At 69.2% G+C, this 20,953-nt stretch carries 20 protein-coding genes, 1 other RNA gene and 1 pseudogene; 8 read left to right on the forward strand and 14 right to left on the reverse strand.

Features of this window, described 5'->3' with window-relative positions; genetic code table 11:
- Position 1: 1 nt before the first annotated feature.
- The 3 genes from EDD41_RS13710 to EDD41_RS13720 all read right to left on the reverse strand — a co-directional run bounded on the left by EDD41_RS13710 (position 2) and on the right by EDD41_RS13720 (position 2,652).
- A complete protein-coding gene (locus EDD41_RS13710; RefSeq protein ID WP_094765800.1) occupies positions 2–856 on the reverse strand; it encodes a hypothetical protein in 855 nt (284 codons plus the stop codon).
- Complete coding sequence (locus EDD41_RS13715) at positions 853–1,191, reverse strand: PadR family transcriptional regulator (protein WP_094765799.1); 339 nt, start codon at positions 1,189–1,191, stop codon at positions 853–855. The genes EDD41_RS13710 and EDD41_RS13715 overlap by 4 nt, the downstream gene beginning before the upstream one ends.
- Positions 1,192–1,410: 219 nt before the next feature.
- Positions 1,411–2,652 carry a multidrug effflux MFS transporter gene (locus EDD41_RS13720; protein WP_123576289.1) on the reverse strand — a complete coding sequence of 414 codons (1,242 nt, stop codon included), beginning with the start codon at positions 2,650–2,652 and terminating at the stop codon, positions 1,411–1,413.
- A gap of 108 nt (positions 2,653–2,760) precedes the next feature.
- Here EDD41_RS13720 and EDD41_RS13725 point away from each other — a divergent pair, with 108 nt between their 5' ends.
- From EDD41_RS13725 to rnpB, 3 genes are all read left to right on the forward strand, one after another.
- Positions 2,761–3,507 carry a zinc ribbon domain-containing protein gene (locus EDD41_RS13725; protein ID WP_123576290.1) on the forward strand — a complete coding sequence of 249 codons (747 nt, stop codon included), beginning with the start codon at positions 2,761–2,763 and terminating at the stop codon, positions 3,505–3,507.
- Between the two features lie 8 nt (positions 3,508–3,515).
- Complete coding sequence (locus EDD41_RS13730) at positions 3,516–4,976, forward strand: RNB domain-containing ribonuclease (RefSeq protein ID WP_123576291.1); 1,461 nt, start codon at positions 3,516–3,518, stop codon at positions 4,974–4,976.
- A 13-nt stretch (positions 4,977–4,989) separates the two neighbouring features.
- Positions 4,990–5,404: RNase P RNA component class A (rnpB, locus tag EDD41_RS13735), an RNA gene on the forward strand.
- Positions 5,405–5,537: 133 nt separating this feature from the next.
- Here rnpB and EDD41_RS18220 read toward each other — a convergent pair.
- The 3 genes and pseudogenes from EDD41_RS18220 to map form a co-directional block, all read right to left on the reverse strand.
- Positions 5,538–5,789: pseudogene (locus EDD41_RS18220) on the reverse strand (multicopper oxidase domain-containing protein); the annotation flags it as partial.
- Positions 5,734–6,027: a twin-arginine translocation signal domain-containing protein gene (locus tag EDD41_RS17620; protein ID WP_179110726.1), complete on the reverse strand. Its 294-nt coding sequence runs from the start codon at positions 6,025–6,027 to the stop codon at positions 5,734–5,736. The gene EDD41_RS17620 and the pseudogene EDD41_RS18220, both read right to left, overlap by 56 nt.
- A gap of 127 nt (positions 6,028–6,154) precedes the next feature.
- Positions 6,155–6,907: a type I methionyl aminopeptidase gene (gene map, locus EDD41_RS13745; RefSeq protein WP_211336748.1), complete on the reverse strand. Its 753-nt coding sequence runs from the start codon at positions 6,905–6,907 to the stop codon at positions 6,155–6,157.
- A gap of 125 nt (positions 6,908–7,032) precedes the next feature.
- Here map and EDD41_RS13750 point away from each other — a divergent pair, with 125 nt between their 5' ends.
- Positions 7,033–7,284, forward strand: coding sequence for a hypothetical protein (locus tag EDD41_RS13750; protein ID WP_123577122.1), 252 nt, complete (start codon positions 7,033–7,035; stop codon positions 7,282–7,284).
- Positions 7,285–7,297: 13 nt separating this feature from the next.
- On the opposite strand, the gene EDD41_RS13755 is transcribed toward EDD41_RS13750, so the two are convergent.
- Entirely contained in the window at positions 7,298–8,212 is a 915-nt protein-coding gene (locus EDD41_RS13755; protein ID WP_170165393.1) for a DUF2510 domain-containing protein, read from the reverse strand.
- Positions 8,213–8,324: 112 nt separating this feature from the next.
- On the opposite strand from EDD41_RS13755, the gene EDD41_RS13760 reads away from it, so the two are divergent.
- The gene (locus EDD41_RS13760; protein WP_211336749.1) at positions 8,325–9,626 is read left to right on the forward strand and encodes a glutamine synthetase family protein; all 1,302 of its coding nucleotides are present in this window, start codon (positions 8,325–8,327) and stop codon (positions 9,624–9,626) included.
- A gap of 29 nt (positions 9,627–9,655) precedes the next feature.
- Positions 9,656–10,285 carry a DUF1707 SHOCT-like domain-containing protein gene (locus EDD41_RS13765; protein ID WP_123576294.1) on the forward strand — a complete coding sequence of 210 codons (630 nt, stop codon included), beginning with the start codon at positions 9,656–9,658 and terminating at the stop codon, positions 10,283–10,285.
- 9 nt (positions 10,286–10,294) lie between these two features.
- Here the strand turns inward: EDD41_RS13765 and EDD41_RS17625 are convergent, their stop codons facing one another.
- On the reverse strand, positions 10,295–11,041 hold the full coding sequence (locus EDD41_RS17625; RefSeq protein ID WP_148060578.1) for a sterol carrier family protein: 747 nt from the start codon (positions 11,039–11,041) through the stop codon (positions 10,295–10,297).
- A 107-nt stretch (positions 11,042–11,148) separates the two neighbouring features.
- Between EDD41_RS17625 and EDD41_RS13775 the strand changes: the two genes are divergently transcribed.
- Together EDD41_RS13775 and dprE2 are read left to right on the forward strand one after the other, a co-directional pair.
- Positions 11,149–14,124, forward strand: coding sequence for a bifunctional [glutamine synthetase] adenylyltransferase/[glutamine synthetase]-adenylyl-L-tyrosine phosphorylase (locus EDD41_RS13775; RefSeq protein WP_123576296.1), 2,976 nt, complete (start codon positions 11,149–11,151; stop codon positions 14,122–14,124).
- Positions 14,121–14,867, forward strand: a complete 747-nt coding sequence (dprE2, locus tag EDD41_RS13780) for a decaprenylphospho-beta-D-erythro-pentofuranosid-2-ulose 2-reductase (protein ID WP_123576297.1) — start codon at positions 14,121–14,123, stop codon at positions 14,865–14,867. The genes EDD41_RS13775 and dprE2 overlap by 4 nt, the downstream gene beginning before the upstream one ends.
- Before the next feature lie 19 nt (positions 14,868–14,886).
- Here the strand turns inward: dprE2 and EDD41_RS13785 are convergent, their stop codons facing one another.
- The 6 genes from EDD41_RS13785 to cbiT all read right to left on the reverse strand — a co-directional run bounded on the left by EDD41_RS13785 (position 14,887) and on the right by cbiT (position 20,951).
- Positions 14,887–15,855: an IS481 family transposase gene (locus EDD41_RS13785; RefSeq protein ID WP_123576298.1), complete on the reverse strand. Its 969-nt coding sequence runs from the start codon at positions 15,853–15,855 to the stop codon at positions 14,887–14,889.
- An 81-nt stretch (positions 15,856–15,936) separates the two neighbouring features.
- A complete protein-coding gene (locus EDD41_RS13790; protein ID WP_123576299.1) occupies positions 15,937–16,503 on the reverse strand; it encodes a hypothetical protein in 567 nt (188 codons plus the stop codon).
- Positions 16,487–17,071, reverse strand: a complete 585-nt coding sequence (locus EDD41_RS18225) for a helix-turn-helix transcriptional regulator (protein ID WP_245995656.1) — start codon at positions 17,069–17,071, stop codon at positions 16,487–16,489. Before EDD41_RS18225 ends, EDD41_RS13790 begins: the two co-directional genes overlap by 17 nt.
- A 127-nt stretch (positions 17,072–17,198) precedes the next feature.
- A complete protein-coding gene (locus tag EDD41_RS13800) occupies positions 17,199–19,331 on the reverse strand; it encodes a glucose PTS transporter subunit IIA (RefSeq protein ID WP_123576300.1) in 2,133 nt (710 codons plus the stop codon).
- 212 nt (positions 19,332–19,543) lie between these two features.
- On the reverse strand, positions 19,544–20,320 hold the full coding sequence (cobA, locus tag EDD41_RS13805) for a uroporphyrinogen-III C-methyltransferase (protein ID WP_123576301.1): 777 nt from the start codon (positions 20,318–20,320) through the stop codon (positions 19,544–19,546).
- A gap of 28 nt (positions 20,321–20,348) precedes the next feature.
- Entirely contained in the window at positions 20,349–20,951 is a 603-nt protein-coding gene (cbiT, locus tag EDD41_RS13810; protein WP_094765769.1) for a precorrin-6Y C5,15-methyltransferase (decarboxylating) subunit CbiT, read from the reverse strand.
- Positions 20,952–20,953: the final 2 nt, after the last annotated feature.

Below are 20,953 nucleotides of genomic sequence, written 5' to 3' on the forward strand. Positions count from 1 at the left end.
ATCAACTCCGGTTCGGTGAGGCGTGGCGGGTACGGGAGGCGGCGCGGGCGCCATGGCGCAGCAGTAGGACGCCCTGTGCCAGTGCGGCGACGCAGGACAACAGCATGAGGGGGAGAATCAGCCAGCCGATCGGCCGATAGCCACCGAAGACCTGCATGGTGACCACGCCGCAGCAGGTGACCGACAACATGCTGGCGATCACCAGCAGCAACAGGCGCCACAATTGGCTGGCTCCGAAGGCGCGGGGCAGGAAACTCATGGCGATGCAGGCCAGGGCCATGGTGATCGGCATCCACTGTCCGGCGATCGGGGTGACCCAGCCGTCCGGGGGGCCGAACAGGGGCCAGTGATTGGGCAGGCGCTCCTGCCCGAGGCCGAAGGGCAACAGGGCCAGACCTGCCACGGCCGGAAGGGCCGCGGCCACCCCGGACGTCGTCAGGGCCCGTTCGTCCAGTGCGCCCAGCACGTCCTCGTCCAGCTGGTCGGGGTCCACCAGGTGCAGCCGGGCGGCGACGGCACCGAGGTTCACCTGCCAGCCGAGGCCCAGGGTGTGGGGCACCAGGATGCGAGCGTCGGCGGGGTCGAAGGCCGAGGCCAACCGGGAATGGATGGTCAGCGGGTTGAGGCCCACGGGTGAACCGATCATCCGGGTGGCGCCGGCTGGTTCGGCTGGGGAGTGCTCGTTGAGCTGTCGGGCGATCTGGGCGGGGTCCCCGAAGGCCTCGCACGCTGCCGCCTCGCCCATCTCGTCGGTGGCCTCGTGCAGGGCTCCGGTGAGCTCGTCGAGCTCTCGTCGGCTGGCGCGGGGGTCCAGCAGTTCTGCGTTGAGGCGGGCGAGCCACTCCTCGACGGTCATCTCCGGCTCGCCTCCAAGGGGGTGAGCAGTTCCTCGATGGTTCCGCTCAGGCTGCGCCAGGCGCTGGCGAGAGCTCGGAGTTCCTCCTGGCCGGCGTCGGTGAGTGTGTAGAACTTGCGTGGCGGGCCGGCGGGCGACTCCTCCCAGTGGGTCTGGACCAGTTCGGCCTTCTTGAGCCGAGTGAGCACGGGGTAGATGGTGCCGGTGCTCACGTCCAGACCGCCGGCCGTCAAGTCCTCGACGACCTTGCCGCCATAGCGCGGCGCCTGGTGCAGCAGTGCGAGCACGGCGAGTTCGAGCGCTCCCTTGCGCAATTGGGTGATCCGCTCGTCCATGGGTCCTCCGTCATGGTGATGCCAGCTACTGTGTACAACATAGTAGCTGGCGAGGCTACGAGGGAAGTCTTGGGGGCGGTTCTACTGGATCGTCGGGGATGTGACGCAATTCTGGTCACATGACCCATCTTCCCGATCGAGCGCTGGGAGATCTTTGACACGTTCAAACTGCACTGGGGTGCGCAATTCGCTCGATCGGGAAGGAGCACCCCCGGGGGTTCAGTCGTAGCTCTCGGCGCGAAGCTGCTTCTGGCTGGCGAGCATCACGACGAGCGCGACGAGCGCCGCCGACAGGATCACCAGCGGGATGGGGCGGGAGGTGCCGTCATCGAGGGCTCCGACGACGGGAGTGACGATGCCTCCCATCGCGAACTGGGCGGCGCCCAGCAGTGCCGCGGCCGTGCCCGCATTGGCGCCGTGCCGGTGGAGGGCGACGGCCGGGGCATTGGGCAGGGCGAGACCGAGACCCATCATGACCACGAGCATCGGCACCAGGAAGCCGGCCAGGCCTCCCACCCGGAACTGCGCCAGCAGTAGCATCGCCAGTGCCCCGATGGTGATCACCAGCAGACCGGTCAACAGGCCGCGCACCGGGCCGATCCGGCGTACCAGACGCGGGTTGAACTGGCTGGACAGGCTGAGCCCCAGTGACATGGAGGCGAAGACGACGCCGAAGACCTGCGGGCTGAGCCTGAAGACCCCCTGCATCACGAAGGAGGAGCCGGAGACGTAGGCGAACAGGGCCGTGAAGACCATGGCCGCCACCAGCACGACGGCCAGGAAGAGCCGGTCCGAGAGCACCCGCCGGTAGGCCGCCGCGGTGCCGCCGACGGTGGCCGGAATCCGCCGAGGGGGCGGGAGCGTCTCGGCCAGGTGCCCGCGGACCAGGAAGCCGATCAGCACCGCGGCCGTGGCCAGCACCGCGAAGACTCCACGCCAGCTGGTGAAGGTCAACAGCCCTGAACCCACCAGCGGCGCCAGGATTGGTGCCATGCCGGTGATCAGGGCCAGCCGGCTGAGCAGTTCGGCGGCGCGCATCCCGCGGAAGAGGTCGCGGATCATCGCCTGGGAGGCGACGGCGATGGAGGCGGAGGCCAACCCCTGGAGCAGCCGCCCTGCCAGCAGTACGGTGATGGTGGGCGCCAGGCCGCAGATGACGCTGGCGACGGCGTGCCCGATCAGGCCCCACAGCAGCGGGCGGCGGCGGCCCACCGCGTCGGACAGCGGTCCGAAGACCAACTGCCCCAGGCCGAGGCCCATCATCATGGCGCTCAGCGTGAGCTGCGCCTGGGAGGCCGTCGCGTCCAGGTTCTGCGCCAGCCGCGGCAGGGCCGGGAGGTAGGTGTCGATGGTCATGGGGCCCAGGGCGCCGAGGATTCCGAGCACCACCACCAGACGGCGGTACTGGGTGGCGTCGAGGGCATCACCGGGCATGGCGTTGGAGGGGGCGGCGGTACTCATCGAGCAGTCAATCTACCGGCTGGTCAGCGGCGCGGAGTATTCGCGAGTGGGTAGGCTGCCCCTCAGGCCCACCGACGTCCGGACCGGGCCGATGAACGAGGAGAACAGATGCTTGCCGAACCTGCTGACCAGCTGCGGTTGCTCGACCTGGCCGCTCTCGACCTGCAGGTGGCCCAGCTGGAACACCGTCGCAAGAGCCTGCCGGAACTGGCGACGATCCAGCAGCTGATGGCCGAGCGCGCCTCCCTCCTGGAGTCCCAGGTGGCGGCGCAGACCCGGCTCAGCGATGCCCAGGCCGATGCCCAGCGGGTGGAGGAGGACCTGGCGCCTGCCCGCGAACGCCTTGTGCGCAACCAGAAGCGCGTCGACGACGGCAGCATCGGCGATCCACGCTCGCTGCGTGGGCTGACGGAGGAGATCGAGCACCTCACGGGCCGGATCGCCAAGCTGGAGGACGACGAGCTGGACGCCATGCAGGTGGTCGAGGACCTGACCGCAGAGGTGGAGCAGCTCACCACCCAGCGCAAGGAGCTCGAGGACCGGATCCGCGGCCTGATGGCCAAGCGGGACTCGCAGTTCGCAGACCTGGACAAGGAGCTCGCCGAGCGTCGCACCGAGCGCGAGGCGCACGTGCGCCTGCTGCCCGCACCACTGGTGGCCACCTACGAGCGGCTCTCTGCCCGGACGGGCATCGGGGCCGCCGAGCTCAAGGACCGCCGCTGCACCGGCTGCCAGCTGGAGGCCAACCTGGCGGACCTGCGTCGCTACGCCGCCGCCGCGCCCAATGAGGTGCTGCGCTGCGAGGAGTGCGACCGCATCCTCGTCCGTACCAAGGAATCCGGTCTTCCCGAATAGGAGTCACGATGCCCGCACGCCACATCACGATGCAGCAACAGGTGCCCGATGCCATCAGGGCCGGGATCGACCGGCTGCGTGCCGAGCTGGAGGTCCCCACAGCCTTCCCCGCGGGAGTGGTGCAGGCTGCGGCGGACATCGCCGCCTCGGGGCCGCTGGATGAACAGGCGTGGGGGCTGGGGGAGCGCGTCGACCACACCGACAAGCCCTTCGTGACCATCGACCCCGAGGGCTCGATGGACCTGGACCAGGCCATGTTCCTGGAGCGTGCGGGCGACGGATTCTTGGTCTGGTACGCCATCGCCGACGTCGCCGCCTGGGTGGAGCCCGGTGGCCCCATCGACGTGGAGGCGCACCGTCGCGGACAGACCTTCTACGCACCGCTTGAGCGGGCACCCCTGCACCCGTCGCAGTTGTCCGAGGCCGCGGCAAGCCTGTTGGCCGACGGCAGGCCCCGCCCCGCGCTGGTCTGGCGGATCGAGCTCGACGCGCAGGGCGCCCAGCGCAGCGCCCACGTCGAACGCGGTCTGGTCGCCTCCCGGGAGCGGCTGGACTATGTCGGTGTGCAGAAGATGCTCGACGAGGGTAAGGCTTCCGAGTGGCTGGAACTGCTGCGCGAGATCGGCCAGCTGCGCGAGCAGCAGGAGATCACCCGGGGCGGCGTCAGCCTGAACCTGCCCGAGCAGGAGATCGTCGCCGAGGGCGATGACTGGCACGTGGTCTTCCGCTCGCCGTTGCCCGTCGAGGGCTGGAATGCGCAGATCTCGCTGCTCACCGGCATGGCCGCCGCGCAGCTGATGCTCGATGCGAAGCAGGGCATCGTGCGCACGCTGCCCCCGGCCGACGAACGCGACGTGCGCAAGCTGCGCGCCATCGCCCAGAGCCTGCGGATCGAGTGGCCCGCGGACCGCGGCTACCCGGACTTCGTGCGTTCACTGGACGTGAGTCAGCCAAGTCACCTGGCGATGATGACCTCCTGCACCCGCCTCTTCCGCGGGGCCGCCTACATCGTCGTCGACGAGACCACGGCGGGTGGCAATCTCAAGCACAACGCGCTGGCCGCCAACTACGCCCACTGCACCGCGCCGCTGCGCCGGCTGGTGGACCGCTATGTCGGGGAGGTCTGCGTGCACCTGTGCAGCAAGACCCCCATTCCGGCGTGGGTGACCGATGCCCTGGCCACGTTGCCCGACGAGATGCGCGCGAGTGACCAGCGGGCCAAGAAGTTCGAGCGCGGCATCGTGGACCTCACCGAGGCGCTGGTGCTGTCCAGCCACGTCGGTCAGGTCTTCACCGGCACCGTCGTCGAGCACGACGAGAAGCGCGACGAGGGCACCATCTCCATCCCGGAACCCGCGACCGAGGGCCGGATCAAGGGCAAGGACCTGGAGCTGGGCCAGGAGGTCAGTGCCCGCCTGGAGACGGTGGACCTGACCAAGGGGACCGTCGTCTTCGTGGCCACCAGCTAGACTGTCCGACGGACGAGTTCGTCGGGTGACCGCGGCGGGAGCAATCCCGTCGAGGAAAGTCCGGACTCCACAGGGCAGGGTGGTCGGTAACACCGACCCGGAGTGATCCGCGGGAAAGTGCCACAGAGAACAGACCGCCAGCGCCGCATTTCCTCGTGAAGTGTTGCTGGTAAGGGTGAAACGGCGGTGCAAGAGACCACCGGCGCCCCAGGCGACTGGGGCGGCCAGGCAAACCCCACCCGGAGCAAGACCAAGAAGGCCCACCCCGGTGGGTCGCGGACGTGATCGAGGGCTGCCCGCCCGAGCGTCCGGGTAGGTCGCACGACGCGTGAGCGTCGAAGGCGTCTGGCAACAGGCGTCGCAGATGGATGGTCACCCATCGCGGGAAACCGCGGGGACAAAATCCGGCTTACAGACGAACTCGTCCCCGCACCCCCCTCTCAGCCGTGGTGCATCGGCATGTCCGCCGGCTGCCCGTCCTGCCACGGTCCGACGCGGAAGGGCCGCATCATCTCGTTGTCCTCGTATCACACCCATGTCCCAGTCGTAGTCCGCCATTCGGCGTTCCAGGATCTCGAAGGTGGTCTCGTGGATGTGGATCGGGTGCGGCACCGGGGCGTCCTGCACCAGGTTGTAGATCTCCCAGTCCTCCACGTCGCCCCAGTCCTCCACGTCGCCCCAGTCCTCCACGTCATCCCAGTCCTCCACGTCACCCCAGTTCTCCACGTCACCCATGTCGGGATTCTCGGTGACCGGGTCACCCCACATGGTGCCCTTGATCCTCATCACCCCACCCGGGGTGCCCTCCAGCATGGTGTGCGAGGCGTAGGGGGCCGGGTCTACGCCCACCTTGTGGAAGGGTCCGCCGCCAACACGGTGCGATCTGCGCCACGACGAGCCGGTTGCGGAACTGCGGGATCTGGGTTGCCGGCAGCGTGCCGCCCGGGATCCCCTCCGCGACGGCCTTCGGGAGGCCGAGGGCATTGGTGACGTACAGCGTCAGTGCGCCGGCGCCGGTGGCCTGCAGGAAGCCGCGACGAGAGACATTCATGGTGCTTCCCCCGAGTCTTGCGGGGCGGCCACCCCGGCCGCCCCGAGCTGAAATATTGCGGCTCCGTCAGCTCGGCGCGGACCTGTCCGGGGTGATCCCCGCCGCCAGTGCGGGGTGAAAACCGTGCTCAGTCCAGGGTGGTGATGATCTCCGCGCCGTCGGGGGTGATGGCGATGGTCTGCTCGAACTGGGCCACCCGGGAGCCGTCATTGGTGACCACGGTCCAGCCGTCGTCCCACTGGTGGCTGCGGTAGTCGCCCAGGCAGAGCATCGGCTCGATGGTGAAGGTCATGCCGACCTCCATCGGCGTGTCCAGACGCGGCTCGTCGTAGTGCAGGATGACCAGGCCGGAGTGGAAGGCGGTGTGCACCCCGTGGCCGGTGTAGTCACGCACCACGCCATAGCCGAAACGCTTGGCATAGCTCTCGATGACGCGGCCGATCACGCTGATCGGGCGGCCGGGCTTGCACATCTTGATGGCGCGGTTCATCGCCTCCTGGGTGCGTTCGGTGAGCAGGCGCGACTCCTCGTCGACGTCGCCGCACAGGAAGGTGTAGCAGTTGTCGCCGTGCACGCCGTCCTTGAAGGCGGTCACGTCGATCTTGACGATGTCGCCGTCCTCCAGCGGGCGGGCGTCGGGGATGCCGTGGCAGATCACCTCGTTGACGCTGGTGCAACAGCTCTTGGGGAAGCTGCGGTAGCCCAGCGTCGACGGGTAGGCACCGTGGTCCAGCATGTACTCGTGCGCGATGCGGTCGAGCTCGTCGGTGGTGACGCCGGGGGCGACGGCCTTGCCGGCCTCGTGCATGGCGCCGCAGGCGATCCGGCCGGCCTCGCGCATCTTCTCGATCGTCTCCACGGACTGCACATTGCTGCCCATGTACGGTGTAGGAGCAGGCCTGTCAACGTACTCGGGACGAGTGATCGAGGGCGGAACGGCCCGACGAGGGCTGATGGCAAAGGGCTTGATGGCAGTCACCCGAGCATTCTAGTCAGGAGGCAATGATGGCCGAACTGGAGAAGTGGTACTGGTCCCTGAAGCAGCACCGCGTGGTGGGCGAGGGCGAGGAGAAGGCCGAGGACCGTCTGGGCCCCTACGCCACCCAGGCCGAGGCCGCGCAGGCCCTGGACCACGTGAAGGAGCGCAACGAGGCGTGGACCACCGACCCCCGCTTCAACGATCCCGACGAGGAAGAGGACAAGGAAGAGGCCGACGAGCCCCGCGTCCGCTTCGACGGCAGCCCCGTCGAGGGCTGAGCGGCTCCTGCGCTCAGCCCAGCCGCATCGCCTCACGCGAACCGTCGACGGCGTCCTGCACCGGGGCGTCGCCGATGGTCGCCGAGCTGACGAAGACACCCAGCGACTCCGGGCTGCCGGTGGCCACGACGACGACGTCGATCACGTCACCCGCCACCTGCGGCAGCTGCTCCATCTGGACGTAGACCTCGCTGCGCAGGTGCCAGCCCTTCTTGCCGTCGATGATGACGGCTTCGGTCACCAGGTCCTTGCGGCCGCTGTATCCGGAGTAGTAGCCCGACGTGGCGAAGCAGCTCATCATCATCCGGGCACTGTTGCGCGGCTCGTCGAAGCCCTCGGACACTGGCAGGGCCCCGACGGCCTGCACGGAGAACCAGCTGGTCCCCCCGGCGCGGTGGATCACCCGGGTCTGGCCCTGCATCCCCTGGGTCCACGGCAGGCTGAAGAACTGGTTGGCGGCATCGTCCCAGCCCTCCAGCGCGGGGATCACCAGACCGCCGCCGCGGACTTCATTTCCCTGCATCGGTGTCGTGACACCGCCGCCGCTGGGGCACTCCACCATGGCACCGCCGGTGGGCGCGGGTTCACTGACTCCCGTCGACGGGGTGGCCGGGGAGGTCTCGTTCCACACCGGGCCGGTGGGTGAGGCACTGTTGGTGTCCTCCGGAACGGCCTTGAACTCGTCGCCTCCACGGAAGAACATCGCCCACACGAGCAGGGCCAGGACCAGCAGGCCCGCGAGCAGGGCGATCAGCGGTCCCTTGCCGCCGCTGCGCCCGTCCTGCGGGGAAGTGCCCTGGGATACGAAGCCCATCGGCCGGGCGCTGGCCGGGTTGTCCGTGGTCTCCGAAGACCACGAGCTGCCGTCCCAGTAGCGGAAACGGCCGGGTGCTCCTGCGGGGTCCGGGTACCAGCCAGGCATCGACATGCCCCCGATTGTAGGTGGGCCCGTGCCGGACCCCAGCCTGTAACCCCACTGAAACACGATCGTTGGCAGACTGGGGGCCATGGACAGGCAGACAGAGTACGTACTGCGCACGATGGAAGAACGCGACGTCCGCTTCGTGCGGCTGTGGTTCACCGACGTGCTCGGCTTCCTGAAGTCCGTGGCCATCGCGCCCGCCGAGCTGGAGGGTGCCTTCAGCGAGGGTGTCGGCTTCGACGGCTCCGCGATCGAGGGCTATGCCCGCGTGTACGAGTCCGACATGGTGGCCCACCCCGATCCGTCGAGCTTCCAGATGCTGCCCTGGCGCACCCAGAGCAATACCGCGCGAATGTTCTGCGACATCACGCTGCCCGACGGCTCCCCGAGCTTCGCCGACCCGCGCCACGTCCTCAAGCGGGCGCTGGACAAGGCCTCGGACATGGGCTTCACCTTCTACATCCACCCCGAGATCGAGTTCTTCCTGTTCAAGCCGCCGGTGGTCCCCGGCATCGAGCCCACCCCGCTGGACATGGGCGGCTACTTCGACCACACCACGCTGGGTGACGGCACGGACTTCCGCCGCGACGCCATCCAGATGCTGGAGCGGATGGGGATCAGCGTCGAGTTCAGCCACCACGAGGGCGCGCCCGGTCAGCACGAGATCGACCTGCGCTATGCCGACGCCCTGACCATGGCGGACAACATCATGACCTTCCGCGTCGTGATGAAGGAGGTGGCGGTCAGCCAGGGCATCGAGGCCAGCTTCATGCCCAAGCCCTTCACCAACCACGCCGGCAGCGGCATGCACACCCACATGAGCCTGTTCGAGGGCGACAACAACGCCTTCTATGACGCCGCCGACCAGTACCGGCTGTCCAAGACCGGCAAGCAGTTCGTCGCCGGCCTGCTGCACCACGCCGCGGAGATCACCGCCGTCACCAACCAGTGGGTCAACTCCTACAAGCGCCTGGTGGGTGGGGGAGAGGCTCCCAGCTTCATCTGCTGGGGCCGCAACAACCGCTCCGCCCTGGTCCGCATCCCCATGTTCAAGCCGGACAAGGCCTCCAGCGCCCGGATCGAGCTGCGCAGCATCGACTCGGCCGCCAACCCCTATCTGTCCTATGCCGTGATCCTCGCCGCGGGCCTGTCCGGCATCGAGCACGAGATGGAGTTGCCGGAGGAGGCCGCCGACGACGCCTGGTCCATGACCGACCGGGAACGTCGCGCGATGGGCATCCGCAACCTGCCGCACAACCTCGACGAGGCGATCCGGGAGATGGAGAACTCCGAACTGGTGGCCGAGACGCTGGGCGAGCACGTCTTCGACTACTTCCTGCGCAACAAGCGGGCAGAGTTCGAGGAATACCGTCGCCACGTCACGCCCCACGAGCTGACCGCCCTGCTCCCGCGGCTGTGAACGACCCCGGCCAGCCCTAGGCTGGTTGCATGAGTGAGGCAAGCCCCGTGCCCCGCGGAGTACGCGTGGGTGACCAGGACCGTCAGCAGGCTGTCGATCGGCTGGCCGACGGCTACCAGCAGGGGATGCTGACGCTCGACGAGTTCACCGACCGCACCGAGCGGGCCTGGTCCGCGACCTGGACCAAGGACCTGCAGGGGCTGTTGGAAGACCTGCCGTTGGCGCAGCCGCCCCACTCGTCGCAGGGCCTGGCGCCCATCACGCATCGGCCACCGGCTGTGCGCAGCGACGGCGCCACCGGCCTGCCGATGACCTTCGCCCTGATGTCCGGGGCGGATCGAAGCGGGGACTGGACGGCCGCCGGCACACACACTGCGGTGGCGATCATGGGCGGCGTGAGCCTTGACCTGCGCGAGGCGAGCTTCACCCAGCCGGAGACGACGATCATGGCCGTCGCCATCATGGGTGGCATCGAGGTGATCGTGCCGCCGCACGTCCGGGTTCGGGTGCACGGGCTGCCGGTGATGGGCGGTTTCGGCTCGGAGGGGGCCGTGGACCCCGCAAGCCTGCCCACCGACGCACCGCTGGTGGTGGTGAAGGGCGTCGCCGTGATGGGCGGCGTCGGGATCAAGCGGCTGGGATACGACGAGGAGGCCTGAGCCGGGCGGTCAGCCCCGGGACAGGTCCAACAGCGGCAGCATCCGTTCCAGCGCCCGGTAGTGACTTCCCGAGGCGGTGGCCCGGGCATCGTCCAGGGCCCGGTCCAGCGTGAGGAGGCCCGTGCCCAGCTGCAGCCAGGTGAGCTCGTCGGTCTCCACCACATTGGGCGGGGTGCCGCGGGTGTGCGTCGGACCCTCGCCGAAGGCGCCCACCTGCACGGCGCTTGCCGGTGGGACCCGCACCTCGATGGTCTGCCCCGGGAAGCGCTCGCCGAGCGCCTGGGAGAGGTTGCGTACCGCCAGCCTGAGGGCGGTGGGCTGCAGGGCGTCCGCGCCGACCGGGATGGCCAGCACGCACAGCTCCAGCACCGTGGCGCGGACGTAGTCCACCAGGTGGGAGTTTCCGAACTGGTTGGTGACCGACATCGGAAGCGCTCCGCGCAGGACAGCCCCGACGGTGGCGGTGCGAGCGGCGCACAGCCGGGCCAGGATGTCTTCGGGGGTGTTGGCGGTCAGCTCCGCCGTGAGCTCGTCGAGGTGGTGGTGCCCCGCGCTGCGGTGGCTGAACAGGCTCGCCAGGCTCTGGTTGCGAGCATTCGTCGGGCTCTCGATGGCATCCAGCAGGTCATCCAGCAGGACCACCATCCGGGCACGCGAGATGGGCTCAAGCCGGGGGGCCGACATGTTCAGGGCGCGGCACTGACCCAGCAACACCTCGCACGCCGTGTGCAGGGCCCGGTCGCTTCGTGCCGCCATGATGCTCATGCTCCTGATCTTGCGTGACAAGGGTTTCTGGCACGTTACCCCGACATGTCGTGGAGGCAAATGGCTCCAGCCTTCCGCCGGTGTCATAGTCTCGCACCATGGCCAGACTTGCGACCACGACGGGGGAACTCGCCCGGCGTGGCTTCCTCGACGTCGACGAGGCACTGCGGGACCTCGAGGAGCTGGTTGCCCGGCGCGACCTGCCCGGTGGTGCGGGGCGGGCGCTGGAGGGCGACGTCGGCTGGTTGCGCCTGCTGGAGGCCACCGCAGATCCGGACCTGGCGCTCCGTGGCCTGAACCGGCTCGACGAGAAGGCTCCCGAGGTGCTGGCTCCCTTCGCCGTCGATGCCGAGGCCAGTGGTCGGCTGGCGGTGGTCATGGGAGGATCCCAGGCGCTGAACCACCACCTGGTGGCCCATCCGGCCGATGCAGGCCTGCTGCTCGAGGCGCCCGGACGGGTGCCCGGCGAGCAGATCCGGACGCAGGTGCTGCAGGCCATCGGCGCCGAGGGCGACATCCCCGTGGCCGCCGATGCCGGGGCAGCGGACGCCCTGCGCCTGGCCAATCGAGCCCACCTGGTGCGGATCGCGGCTCGGGACCTGACCAGCGAGGACCCCTGTGCCATCGTCGACGACATCGCCGCCGAGCTGGCTGACCTGGCCGACGCGCTGGTCGAAGGTGCCCTTGCCATTGCGCGGGCGCAGGTTCCCGGCCAGGAACACGTCCGCCTCGGCATCGTCGCGATGGGAAAGTGCGGCGCCCAGGAACTGAACTACATCAGCGACGTGGACGTGGTCTTCGTCGCCGAACCCGCCGACGAGGACACCTCGTCGGCGCGCGCGGTGGAGATTGCCAGCAGGATCGCCGCCAAGCTGAGCCAGATCTGCTCCGCGCATTCGGCCGCCGGGTCCATCTGGCAGGTCGACGCCAACCTGCGGCCCGACGGGAAGTCCGGGCCCCTGGTGCGCAGCCTGTCCAGCATGGAGACCTACTACGACAAGTGGGCCAAGAACTGGGAATTCCAGGCCATGTTGAAGGCCCGGGCCATGGCCGGGGACCTGGACGTGGCGCAGGGCTTCGTCGAGATCGTCCAGCCGCACGTCTGGCAGGCCGCCGAACGCGAGCACTTCCTGGCCGAGACCCAGGCGATGCGCCAGCGCGTGATCAGCCTGCTGCCAGCCAACCAGGCCTCGCGGGAGATCAAGCTCGGCGCCGGCGGACTGCGCGACGTCGAGTTCTCCGTGCAGTTGCTGCAGCTGGTCCATGGCCGCGCCGATGACAGGGTGCGGGGCCGGGCCACGCTGGCCTCGCTGCGAGACCTCGTCGACGCCTGCTACATCGGGCGTGCCGAGGGTACGGAGATGGATGCCGCCTACCGTTTCCAGCGCACCCTGGAACACCGCATCCAGCTCTACAAGCTGCGCCGCACCCACCTGCTGCCCGATGACGAGCGTGAGCTGCGGGTGTTGGCCCGCGGCCTGCGGATGCCGGGCGGCGCCGAGGAGCTGCTGGACACCTGGAAGGCCACCAGTCGACGGGTGCGGGGCCTGCACCAGCGGCTCTTCTACTCCCCGCTGCTGGCGGCCGTCACCCGCCTGCACACCGACGAGCTCAAGCTCACCGCGGACCAGGCCCGCGACCGGCTGCGGGTGCTGGGCTTCCAGGATCCTGCCGCGGCGCTTCGCCACATCGAGGCGTTGACGGCGGGGGTGAACCGCAAGGTGGAGATCCAGCGCCAACTGCTGCCGGCGATGCTCGGCTGGTTCGCGGAGGGTCCCAATCCGGACCATGGGCTGTTGAGTTTCCGGCAGGTCTCCGAGGCGCTGGGGGAGAGCCCCTGGTACCTGCGGGCGCTGCGCGACGAGGGCGAGATGGCCGAACGGCTGGCGCGGATCCTGTCGTCGAGCCGGCTGACCGTGGACCTGCTCAAGCGCGCACCGGAGACCGTCCGGATGCTGTCCAGCGACCAGAGCCTGCGCCCCCGCGCCCGCGAGGACGTGCTCAAGTCCATGCTGAGCGCCGCCAAGCGGCATGACGCGACGGCCGACGCCATTGCCGCGGTGCGGGCAATCCGACGCGCCGAACTCTTCCGGCTGGCGGCCGGCGACATCCTGGAGGTCACCGGACTCGACGAGCTGGGCCGCGGCCTGAGCGATCTGGCCGGCGCCACCATCGACGCGGCGCTGGTGGTGGCCCGGCGCGAGGTGCCGGACGCCCCGGAGCTGGGCGTGGTGGCGCTGGGCCGCTGGGGCGGACGCGAGATGGGCTTGGGCAGCGATTGCGACGCCATGTTCGTGATGGCCGACTCCACGGACCAGGACGCCACCCGTCGCGCCACGCAGCTGGTGCAGAAGGTGCGTTCCATGCTCGCCGCCCAGGGGCCGGACCCGGCGCTGGACATCGACGCCGACCTGCGGCCCGAGGGCAAGAACGGACCGATGGTGCGCAGCCTGTCCGGGATGCGCAGCTACTACCAGCGGTGGTCGGTCACCTGGGAGGCACAGGCCCTGGTCCGCGCCTCGCACGGCGCCGGCGACCCGGCCCTGACCGCGGCCCTGCTGGAGATGGTGGATCCGCTGCGCTGGCCTGAGGGTGGCCTGGAGCGCTCCCGGTTGACGGAGATTCGCAAGCTCAAGTCCCGGATGGAGGCCGAGCGGATCCCCCGCGGCACGGACCCCAAGCGCAACACCAAGCTGGGCCCGGGCGGGTTGAGCGACATCGAGTGGACGGTGCAGGTGCTCCAGTTGCAGCACGCGCACGAGGTCCCCGCACTGCGCACCCCGTCGACGCTGCTCGCGATGCGGGCCGCCGTCGAGGCTGGTTTGCTGGATGCCCATGACGCCACCGAACTGGAGCAGGCCTGGCGGCTGGCGAGCCAGCTGCGCAACAAGATCCTGCTGGTGCGGGGCCGGGCCAGCGACGTGATCCCGATCGATGCCCGTGAGGTGGACGCGATCGCCACCATGCTGGGCTACGACCGGGGGGAGGCCTCCCACCTCATCGACGACTACTGGCGCACCACGCGCCGGTGCGCGGCTGTGGTGGACCGGCTCTTCTGGGGTGATCAGGCATGAGTGCGATCCTGTTGCTGGGTGGGCGTTCCGGGATCGGGCTGGCGATCGTCGAGGCACTGCTGAGCGAAACCTCGGGGGCGACGGTCCTGTTGGCCCAACGGCCGCGGCCGGAGGCTCCGGGGAGCGATGCCGAGGAGCGGCTTCGGGCCGCCGGCGCTGCCGAAGTCGAGGTGGTGGACTTCGATGCGACGGCGCTCGAGACCCACGCGACGCTCGTCGAGGGGGTCTTCGCGGAGCACCAGGTGAGTCACGCGGTGGTGGCCTTCGGCGTTCTGGGGAACCAGGAAGAGGCCTGGACCGAGGTGGCTGCGGCGCAACGGCTGCTGACGGTCAACTCCACAGCGGCGGTGGGGATCGGCGTCGCGCTGGCCAATGCCATGCGACGACAGGCCAGTGGCAAGATCATCGCCCTCAGCTCGGTGGCCGGGGTGCGGGTGCGACGCTCGAACTTCGTCTACGGCGCCAGCAAGGCGGCGATGGACGCCTTCTACCTGAACCTCGGGGTGGCTCTGGAGGGCACTGGGGTGCGGGTGCTGGTGGTGCGCCCGGGGGCCGTCGCGACGGGGATGATCGCCGGGAACAAGCCCGTCGCCTTCACCGTCGAGGCCCCGCAGGTGGCCGAGACGACGATGCGGGGGCTGGCGGCCGGCAAGGACGTGGTGCACGTCCCGTCGCTCTTCGGGCCCGGGATGGCGCTGGCCGCTCTGCTGCCCCGCGCCCTGTGGCGGCGCCTCCCGGTCTAGCTGTTGGTGGCAGACAGGTTCATGACACTCGGGTGATGGGAGCTTTCCCGCCGAGGGCGCTGTGGCCTCGTTCAGTGTTGTAGAACGTGAGCCAGTCGGCAAGGGCGTCGCGGCGTGCTTGGTTGCTGGTGAAGGGCTGTCGGTAGGCCCATTCGGTTGCCAGGGTCCGGTTGAGGCGCTCGACCTTGCCGTTTTGCCAGGGGCAGTGGGGCTTGATGAACTTCTGTTTCGCGTCGAGGGCTTCGACCGCGGCGATGAAGTCGCTGCTGTTGCGGTAGGCGAAGGCATTGTCGGTGATCACCCGCTCGATACGGGTGATGCCGTGGTCTGCGAAGAAGGCCGCGGCGCGGGTGAGGAAACCAGCGCAGGTGGGTCCCTTCTCGTCGTCGTGGATCTCGATGTAGGCCAGCCGGGTGTGGTCGTCGACCGCTGCGTGGACGTAGTCGTAGCCGATCTTTGCCCGCTTGTTCCTCTCGGCGCTGGTCGCGGCCCGTCCGCGGCTTCGCCAGCCTCCACCGTCGGGGATCTTGCCGATCTTCTTGACATCGAGGTGGATCAACTCACCGGGGTGTTCGCGTTCGTAGCGGCGGGTGGTGGCCTGGCTGCCGCGGATCACTGCTCCGGTGATCGGATCGAGGTGGGCCAACGGGGGCATGTGATGACGCTTCCAGATCGCCGAGACGGTGCGCGCGGGAACACCGGTCGCGGCGCTGGTGTGGGTTGGGCCCTGCCGGTGCAGCGCGCGGTGCGCCAGGACCCGGACCTCGACCTGGTGGTTGGTGCGCCGGGGCATGGTTCGGGGTCGGCTGGAGCGGTCATGCAGACCTGGTTCGCCGTGCTGGTCGTAGCGCTTGAGCCAGTGGTGTGCGCACTGGCGTGAGATTCCCATCGCCTTGGCGGCGTGGGCGACCTTCCAGCCTTGCTCGCGGACGCGCTGGACCAGCAGACGCCGACCGTTGACGTTCAGACGGGCTTTAGAGTGGGCCATGAGGACCTCCGTTGTTCATCTGTGACCTTCGACAAGCCACAACCCAACGGGGGTCCTCCCTTCACGTCAACCCGCAAACTGTCATGAACGTCCCTGCCACCAACATCTAGCGGCCCGATCGACGGTGCACGTCGGAACCCAACGGTGCAACCCCTTCCCGGTGTGCGCGGTGGTGCTTCGACGTGCATCGTGCACGACGAGAATCCCGGGACCGGTCTTCCTCGTCGACTCCATCGGTTGCGCAAGGGCGAACGTCGCAGGGCAGTGGAAAAGACTCGCTGGCTGTTGAACGTCATCATCATCCATCCGTTCGACGAACAAGTGGCACGAGCCGCCGCCGATCTGGTGGGTGGCTCGGGCGTCGGTGGACACGATGCCGAGCCCGACGCAGGCCCCGGCGCGGGCCAGGATCAGAGCGTCGCGCTCGTCGGCCTGGCCCTTGGCGCCGCGGACGAAGGCGTTGTCCCGGCCTCCCCTGACGTGGCGGGCGACGAGGAAGGCCACCAGCACCAGGCCGCCGCCACACAGGGCGCCCCGGGCCGTCGACGGATCGCTCGGGTACAGAGCGGCGAACAGGCTCAGGATGATGGCACCGGCCAGCGGCAGCACGAGCCGCATCCGCCGGGTGGGGTCACTGCTCGTCGGCATGGAAGATCTCCTCGACGGGACGGCCGAACAGCCGTGCCAGGTTGATGGCCAGGGGGAGCGACGGGTCGTACTTGCCCGTCTCGATGGAGTTGATGGTCTGCCGGGAGACACCCAGTCGCTCGCCGAGCGCCCCCTGGAGAGCCCCAGCGCCTCGCGCAACTGGCGCACGTCGTTGAGTATCAGGAGCGCTGTTGGGCCCGGGCCAGCAAGTAGACGCCAACCACGCACAGCAGCGCGGCGACGACCAGGCTCCCGGGGCATGGCGCGGGTCCCCGGCGACGGCAAAGGCCATGCCACCGATCGGCCCCAGCACGCCCAGCGCCATGCACCCGATCTCCAGCCAGCGGGCTGGCTGCGAGGCATTGAGCCCAGCCTGGGTGGGGGTCAGGCGAGCTGCGGCCATCACGCACAGCCCGACGAGGAAGAAGGCGAGGAGGGCGGTGAGCGCCGGGGCGGCGAAGACTCGTCGCTCCCACAAGGCCAGCCCGCCGGCGCCCATCACGCCATTGGCTGCCCAGATGCCGCAGAAGGCGAGTGCCGCCCAGGCCATGTCTCGTCGATCTCCCATGGCCCGATCATTCCAACGCGACGGGACATGGGCGGCGGCACCAACCCCCATTCGTCCCGGACATGACGAACGGCCGGTGGCACTCTTTCGTAGTGCCACCGGCCGTCGCGGTGGTGCGTTGCCCGGGTCAGGCGGTGGGCTCCACCTTGGCGGGCTTGGCTGTGGTGCTGATCAGTTCGTCGCCAACCTGCACGTCACCCTGCGCCACCTGGCTGACCTCGCCGAACTTCTTGGCATTGGTCACCAGCACCGGGGTGACCAGCGAGTAGCCGGCCTCCTCGATGATGGCGCGGTCGAAGGTGACCAGCGGGGTGCCGGCCTCCACCCGATCGCCACGGGCAACCTTGACGTCGAAGCCGCGTCCCTCGAGGTTCACGGTGTCGATGCCGACGTGGACCAGCAGCTCCACGCCGCTGTCCAGCTGGATGCCGAAGGCGTGACCGGTCTTCTGGGCGACGACGATCTTGCCGGGGGCCGGCGCGTAGACCGTGTCACCCGAGGGGTCGATGCCCACGCCCAGGCCGACGGTGCCGGCGCTGAAGACGGGATCCGGGACCTCGGCCAGCGGCACGACGCGGCCGGTCAGCGGAGCGCCGATGGTGGTGACGGTGCCGGGGACCATGGCGGGCTTGACCACCTTGGCGGGCTTCTCGGCGACGGCTGTGGCGGTACCGGCGGCAGCCACTCCGGTGGCGGCAGCGGCCGGGGCGAGGGCGTGGTCGTTGGTGTCGGTCGCGGCGGCCAGCGGGTCGACGGCGGCCTCGTCGCGCTGGGCCAGGGCCTCGGCGCGCTCCTCCTTGGTCATGTAGCCGCGGGCGATGACCAGGGCCATCGCGGTGAGGAAGGCGGCGGCCACGGCGATCACGTAGAGCAGGATCGGGTTGAAGACCGGGATGGTCAGCAGGCTGGTGAAGACGAAGGCCTTGGTCTTGATGCCACCGTCGGCCATGCCCACCAGGCCGCCGACGGCGATGACCAGACCACCGACGAAGCAGCCGACCAGCATCGAGGGGTAGATGCGCTTGAAGCGCAGGTGGATGCCGTAGAGGCTCGGCTCGGAGATACCACCGAGCAGACCCGCGGCGAGTGCACCGGAGGCCGTCTGGCGCATCACGACGTCCTTGTCCCGCATGGCGAGCACCAGCACACCGGCGGTGGCGCCGAAGCAGGCGAAGTTCCAGGCACCCATCGGGCCCTGGATGAAGTCGTAGCCCAGGGCCTGGATGTTGATCAGCATCAGGGCGTTCAACGGCCAGTGCAGGCCCAGCGGCACCAGGAAGGGGTAGATCATCGGGATGGCCAGGGCGAAGACGAAGGGTGCGTGGGTGTTCATCCAGGCCAGGCCGGCGCCGATGGCGCTACCCAGCCAGACACCGATCGGGCCGATCAGGAAGGCGGTCAGCGGGATCATGATGGCCAGGCAGAAGAAGGGCACGAAGACCATCTGCAGGTTCGGCGGGAAGACCTTCTGCAGGAACTTGTAGAGCACGGCCAGCACGGCCACCATCAGCAGCGGCACGAAGACCTGGCCGCCGTACTCGTTGAGCTGCAGCGGCAGGCCGAAGATCCGGGCGACACAGCTCTCGGTGCCCAGGGTGGCATTGGTGGTGCACACCGTGTTGGCGGAGTCCTTGAGCGCGTTGAACTCGGGGGTCATCAGCGCCAGCATGATGGCGCCGCCGATCCACGGGTCCACCTTGAGCTTCTTGGCGCCGTTGTAGGCCACCATGATCGGCAGGAAGAAGAAGACGCTGCGCCACATGGCGTCGACGAAGAGCCAGGAAGCGGGCTTCGGGTCGGCGCGGAAGTCGACGATCTTCAGGGCGTCGAGGACGGCCGTGAAGGCGATGATCAGCGAGGCGCCGAGCAGCACGCCCAGGATGGGGCGGAAGGAGTCGCTCAGGAACTCGAAGAAGGCATCGACCCAGGCATGCTTGCCGCGCACGCCACCGGCGCGGGCCTCGGCCTTGATGTCGTCGGCGGACTTGCTGGCGCTCGAGGCGCCGGCCTTCGCCATCTCCGGCAGCTGCATGATGTCGCTGTAGGCGCCGGCGACGGCACCACCCATCACAACCTGGTAGCGGTCTCCGGACTGGGGCACCGCACCCATCACGCCCTCGACCTTCTCCATCTTGTCCTTGTCAACGATGGAGGCGTCGTTGAGCTCGAAGCGCAGGCGAGTTGCGCAGTGCGTCAAACTCTTGATGTTTCCAGGCCCACCGATTGTCTCGATGATCTGCCTGGCCTGTTCTGTGGCCATGGGGCTACTTTCTCTAGGGCGGCACCAATGGGCCGCGTCCCGTGGGGAAGCCGTCAAGTATGCACTTCCGAGGCGCTTTGCATGGTGCAGGCTGGCGCGCCTCAGGCGCCACAAAAGTACCTCATGGCGCTGCGCCCGAAGGAGCAGCCCCTTGAATTTTCACGAATTTTTGGATGTGTGGCCTTTCATGCCCGGTTGGGCGGATCGGACGATCAGCCCCAGACCAGCCCGGCGACCTCACCGATCACGGTCACGGCTGGCGGCGTGACCTGCTGGGCCAGCTCAGCGATGTCCGCGAGGCTGCCGCGCACCTGGCGCATGTCCGGGTGCCCGGCCTTCGCGACGACGGCCACCGGAGTCGCCGGGTCCATGCCGTGGGTCTGCAGCTCGGCGACGATCTGTGGCAGGTACTTGACGCCCATCAGCACCACCAGTGTGGTGCGGGTGCTGGCCAGCGCCGCCCAGTCCAGTTGGCTGCGCGGATCGCCCGGCGGCACGTGGCCGCTGACCACGGTGAAGCCCTGCACCATGCTGCGATGGGTGACCGGGATGCCGGCCAGGGCGGGGGCCGCGACGCTGGAGGTGACGCCGGGGATGATCCGCACCGCGATGCCGGCCTCGGCGCAGGCCTGCCACTCCTCGCCGCCGCGGCCGAAGACGAAGTTGTCGCCGCCCTTGAAACGCACCACCCGGCGGCCGGCCTGGGCGTGCTCCACCAGCAGCTCGTTGATCCTCTCCTGGGGCACGAACTCGCCGCGCGGCAGCTTGCCCACCCAGACCTGTTCGCAGTTGGGGCGGCAGCTGGCCAGGGAGTCCTGCGGTGCCAGGTGGTCCACCAGCACGACGTCGGCCTGTTCCAGGGCGCGCAGACCCGCGACGGTCAGCAGCCCGGGGTCGCCGGGGCCACCGCCCACCAGGGTGACGGTGCCCGGTTCCAGCGGGGCCAGGGTCCCGGTGGTGGCGGTGGAGTGAGGTAGCTGGTGGTTCATCTGTTCTTCCTTGTGGGCAGGTTCTCGGTCATGCTGTCACAGGCTCGGCGGGGCGGTGCGCCACCCACTGCACGATGGGACGGGCGGGCTTCCAGCCGGTGAAGCGGCCGATCGGTTCGGCGGCCTCCAGCTGGATCCGGGACAGCTCCCCGCCCAGTTCGCGGTGCAGTTCGACGAGAAGCGCGGCGGTCTCCAGGGTCACGCCGTGCACCACCAGCCGTCCGCCGGGCCGCAGCGCCGCCCAGCAACACCGGACCGTCTCCCGGTCCACGCCGCCACCGAAGAAGACGGCGTCCGGCGCCGAGCCCTCGTCCTTGGCCAGGGCGGTCACCAGTTCCCCGGCCGCGCCGAGCCGCACGTCGATGCGCTTGTCCAGTTGGAAGCGGGTGACATTGCGGCGGGCGCGCGCCGCTCGTTCCTCGCGACGCTCCAGCCCGATCGCCCGCGCGCCGGGGGCCGCGAGTGCCCACTCGATGGCGACGGCCCCCGAGCCGAGGCCCACATCCCACAGCAACTCGCCGGGGGCGGGCCGCAACCGGATCAGTGCCAGGGCACGTACCGCCCGCTTGGTGATCAGGCCGTCGTGCTCGAAGCAGTCGTCGCTGCGTCCGGGCAGGGGGGAGAGGTCCATCA

Origin of the sequence: Luteococcus japonicus (assembly GCF_003752415.1) — a bacterium.
Classification (GTDB): domain Bacteria; phylum Actinomycetota; class Actinomycetes; order Propionibacteriales; family Propionibacteriaceae; genus Luteococcus; species Luteococcus japonicus.

What these genes read in the sequence shown, in the direction of transcription:
- EDD41_RS13710 (WP_094765800.1), bottom strand. Translation starts at nt 856, where the DNA reads ATGACCGTCGAGGAGTGGCTCGCCCGCCTCAACGCAGAACTGCTGGAC.
- EDD41_RS13715 (WP_094765799.1), bottom strand. Translation starts at nt 1,191, where the DNA reads ATGGACGAGCGGATCACCCAATTGCGCAAGGGAGCGCTCGAACTCGCC.
- EDD41_RS13720 (WP_123576289.1), bottom strand. Translation starts at nt 2,652, where the DNA reads ATGAGTACCGCCGCCCCCTCCAACGCCATGCCCGGTGATGCCCTCGAC.
- EDD41_RS13725 (WP_123576290.1), top strand. Translation starts at nt 2,761, where the DNA reads ATGCTTGCCGAACCTGCTGACCAGCTGCGGTTGCTCGACCTGGCCGCT.
- EDD41_RS13730 (WP_123576291.1), top strand. Translation starts at nt 3,516, where the DNA reads ATGCCCGCACGCCACATCACGATGCAGCAACAGGTGCCCGATGCCATC.
- EDD41_RS17620 (WP_179110726.1), bottom strand. Translation starts at nt 6,027, where the DNA reads ATGAATGTCTCTCGTCGCGGCTTCCTGCAGGCCACCGGCGCCGGCGCA.
- map (WP_211336748.1), bottom strand. Translation starts at nt 6,907, where the DNA reads ATGGGCAGCAATGTGCAGTCCGTGGAGACGATCGAGAAGATGCGCGAG.
- EDD41_RS13750 (WP_123577122.1), top strand. Translation starts at nt 7,033, where the DNA reads ATGGCCGAACTGGAGAAGTGGTACTGGTCCCTGAAGCAGCACCGCGTG.
- EDD41_RS13755 (WP_170165393.1), bottom strand. Translation starts at nt 8,212, where the DNA reads ATGTCGATGCCTGGCTGGTACCCGGACCCCGCAGGAGCACCCGGCCGT.
- EDD41_RS13760 (WP_211336749.1), top strand. Translation starts at nt 8,325, where the DNA reads ATGGAAGAACGCGACGTCCGCTTCGTGCGGCTGTGGTTCACCGACGTG.
- EDD41_RS13765 (WP_123576294.1), top strand. Translation starts at nt 9,656, where the DNA reads ATGAGTGAGGCAAGCCCCGTGCCCCGCGGAGTACGCGTGGGTGACCAG.
- EDD41_RS17625 (WP_148060578.1), bottom strand. Translation starts at nt 11,041, where the DNA reads ATGGCGGCACGAAGCGACCGGGCCCTGCACACGGCGTGCGAGGTGTTG.
- EDD41_RS13775 (WP_123576296.1), top strand. Translation starts at nt 11,149, where the DNA reads ATGGCCAGACTTGCGACCACGACGGGGGAACTCGCCCGGCGTGGCTTC.
- dprE2 (WP_123576297.1), top strand. Translation starts at nt 14,121, where the DNA reads ATGAGTGCGATCCTGTTGCTGGGTGGGCGTTCCGGGATCGGGCTGGCG.
- EDD41_RS13785 (WP_123576298.1), bottom strand. Translation starts at nt 15,855, where the DNA reads ATGGCCCACTCTAAAGCCCGTCTGAACGTCAACGGTCGGCGTCTGCTG.
- EDD41_RS13790 (WP_123576299.1), bottom strand. Translation starts at nt 16,503, where the DNA reads ATGCCGACGAGCAGTGACCCCACCCGGCGGATGCGGCTCGTGCTGCCG.
- EDD41_RS18225 (WP_245995656.1), bottom strand. Translation starts at nt 17,071, where the DNA reads ATGGGAGATCGACGAGACATGGCCTGGGCGGCACTCGCCTTCTGCGGC.
- EDD41_RS13800 (WP_123576300.1), bottom strand. Translation starts at nt 19,331, where the DNA reads ATGGCCACAGAACAGGCCAGGCAGATCATCGAGACAATCGGTGGGCCT.
- cobA (WP_123576301.1), bottom strand. Translation starts at nt 20,320, where the DNA reads ATGAACCACCAGCTACCTCACTCCACCGCCACCACCGGGACCCTGGCC.
- cbiT (WP_094765769.1), bottom strand. Translation starts at nt 20,951, where the DNA reads ATGGACCTCTCCCCCCTGCCCGGACGCAGCGACGACTGCTTCGAGCAC.